Origin of the sequence: Acidiphilium sp. JA12-A1, assembly GCF_000724705.2 — a bacterium.
GTDB lineage: Bacteria > Pseudomonadota > Alphaproteobacteria > Acetobacterales > Acetobacteraceae > Acidiphilium > Acidiphilium multivorum.
This window is the reverse complement of sequence record NZ_JFHO01000165.1, coordinates 1-1,968: the sequence shown is the minus strand read 5'-3', so window position 1 is coordinate 1,968 and position 1,968 is coordinate 1. Positions and strand designations below refer to the sequence as shown.

Below are 1,968 nucleotides of genomic sequence, written 5' to 3'. Positions count from 1 at the left end.
GCAGCCCTGCGGAATGGTCATCGGAGATCGTGTGCCCAAGGCCCGCTTTCGCCCGCCGCGACGGCGAACCTGAAGGCGTTCTTCGCGGTAAAGGCGCCGAAACTTCTTGTGGTTCATGGAAATTCCTTCGCGGCTGAGCAGCCAGTGCAGGCGCCGATAGCCAAATCGACGGCGCTCGCCCGCAAGCACGCGCATGCGTTCGCGAGCCTCCGCATCATCCGGGCGGCGGCTTTGATACCGCACCGTGGTCCGATCCACGCCCAGCGCATCGCAGGCCCGGCGTTGGCTCACCTCGAACAGGCTCTGAAGATGAGCTACCGCCTCCCGCTTATGGCTGGGCGCTAGAATTTTTTTGACGCAATTTCCTTGAGCATGGCGTTGTCCAGCACGGCGTCCGCCAACAGCCGCTTGAGCCGAGCGTTCTCGTCTTCCAGCTGTTTGAGCCGCCTGGCGTCCGAGACTTCCAACCCGCCGAATTTGGCCTTCCACTTGTAAAACGTCGCCGAACTGATCCCGTGTCGACGGCAGACCTCCGCCGTCGACATCCCCGACTCCTGCTCTTTGAGGATGCCGATGATCTGTTCCTCGCTAAACCGACTGCTCTTCATCTCGTCCGTCTCCCTGATGGGGCGGACTCTACTCATTCCTGGAGGAAATCCACGGGCTCAGACCACGCGACATAGCTGCTGAAAGACTTCCACAGCTTCATGCAGCACAATCACCGGATTTGAGCGACAAAGATGCGGCACAGCTTGCCGCAGAAATAGATGGCATGAACATCGCGGTCGAAATGTGCCAAGCGCTGGCCGAATATCTCGGTAATGCCGCTGGAAAGGGTGGGACGCGGACAGTGCCGACATGGCTGCGCGATAAAATGAAAGAAATCAAAGATAAAACGGCTGGATCGTGGCAGGGCGGCACGGCCCCTTGGGAAAAGTTGTCATGGGATGGCCTGACGCCGAAAACGGTCCCTTACCGCGCTGCCAGTGCGATTTTGCATACTCTATCGAATGACGGAGGGTATGTCGCAGATGGCGAATTGCATGTCGTCGGGCTGACGCAAGTGGGCGAGTGGATAGCGGATGGGAATCCGGCGATTATCTTGGATGCCACCTTGCCGCTGGAAACACGCTCGATCATCGAAGCGGTTGGCGGACATATAGAAGAGATACACGTCAAACAAAATATAACCGTAAAACGGTTTCCAAACACGCTTTTCGGTCGGGGACGATCTGAGGCCAAAAGTAGTAAGCAGGAAGATCACGAATCTAGATCGAAAAGTAGAGTTGTCGAGATAGCAAATAGGTATCTGCTCATCCTGGTCCGTCGATAAGTTGAATCGATTGTGAATTGACGTGACCACGGCGGATACGATTCGACGGGAGGCGTGAACGAGCTTCCTGACCTGTCTCTCCTATCGCACGCTGAGAAAGACGCGCTGATCCGCGCGCTATGGGACGCGTTGCAATCATCCGAGCGCAGGAACGCGGAACTGGCAATCCGGCTTTCGGATGCGGAACGCCGGATTGCGGAGTTGGAGGCGCGGCTAAACGAACCGCCGAAGCGGCCGGACAATTCGAGCCTGCCGCCATCGCGCGGGCAGAAGCCAAACCGGCCCGAGAAAAGTCCGCGCAAGGGGCCCCGCAAAGGCAGTCTCGGCCGTGAGGGTGGCGGTCGCTTGCTTGCCGAGAACCCCGATCAGACGGTGATCGCGAAGGCGGCGCATTGCCAGCACTGCCGTGCCGGGCTGACTGACGCGGATCAGCGCCTCGCGCAGCGCTACGACAAGATCGATCTGCCGCCGATCAAGCCGGTCGTCACCCGCGTCGAACGCTATGCCGGCCATTGTCCGTGCTGTGGGGCGMCCACGCTGGCAGCCGTCCCGGAAGGCATGGAGACCGGCACACCATTCAGCCTCAACCTCGTGGCTCTCGCGATCTACCTGCGCGTCATCCATGCGTCAGCTAC

At 59.3% G+C, this 1,968-nt stretch carries 2 protein-coding genes and 1 pseudogene; 2 read left to right on the top strand and 1 reads right to left on the bottom strand.

All coding sequences use genetic code 11. The annotated features are described in order from the left end of the window. Window positions 1-608 (bottom strand): annotated as a pseudogene (gene tnpA, locus RT91_RS20970) (IS66 family insertion sequence element accessory protein TnpA); the annotation flags it as partial. Between the two features lie 119 nt (window positions 609-727). Between tnpA and RT91_RS21750 the strand changes: the two are divergent. Together RT91_RS21750 and RT91_RS18920 are read left to right on the top strand one after the other, a co-directional pair. After that, on the top strand, window positions 728-1,333 hold the full coding sequence (locus RT91_RS21750; protein WP_152982878.1) for a hypothetical protein: 606 nt from the start codon (window positions 728-730) through the stop codon (window positions 1,331-1,333). A gap of 54 nt (window positions 1,334-1,387) precedes the next feature. Then, window positions 1,388-1,968: DUF6444 domain-containing protein (locus RT91_RS18920; RefSeq protein ID WP_240314363.1), on the top strand; the 581-nt coding region annotated here is incomplete at its 3' end.